We start from the raw sequence: 361 nt of genomic DNA on the forward strand, positions 1-361 counted from the left end.
CCTCTGGGTGCTAACCTGTTTATGGCAAGTCAGGTAGGCAAAGTACCGATAGAGTCGCTCTCTAAAGCCATCATGGGTTGGATTGGTGCAATGATAGTGGCCTTGATGTTGATTACTTTCATCCCTGCCATCTCGCTATCGTTACCTGCGCTTTTATCCTGGTCGTAGCACTCATAGAGCGCTTATGACTGTTATAGCCACTAGATAAACACCTTTCTAGTGGCTTATTCGTTATCTACTTCCGATTTAATAAAAAAGACCTAAAGCATTCGTATGCAAAAGGAAAATTTGAAAGATATAAGGATAATTGACACCAAAATAGCTGAATATTAGCGATAAAGTCTATTTGGGTGCCTTGATC

Annotated in this window: 1 protein-coding gene; it reads left to right on the plus strand. The window is 40.7% G+C overall.

Features of this window, described 5'->3' with window-relative positions; genetic code table 11:
* The first annotated feature begins 3 nt into the window (after positions 1–3).
* The gene (locus IQR33_RS19655; RefSeq protein ID WP_265575798.1) at positions 4–168 is read left to right on the plus strand and encodes a TRAP transporter large permease subunit; all 165 of its coding nucleotides are present in this window, start codon (positions 4–6) and stop codon (positions 166–168) included.
* Positions 169–361: the final 193 nt, after the last annotated feature.

Source organism: Vibrio sp. OPT46 (assembly GCF_015163535.1).
Lineage (GTDB): Bacteria > Pseudomonadota > Gammaproteobacteria > Enterobacterales > Vibrionaceae > Vibrio > Vibrio alginolyticus.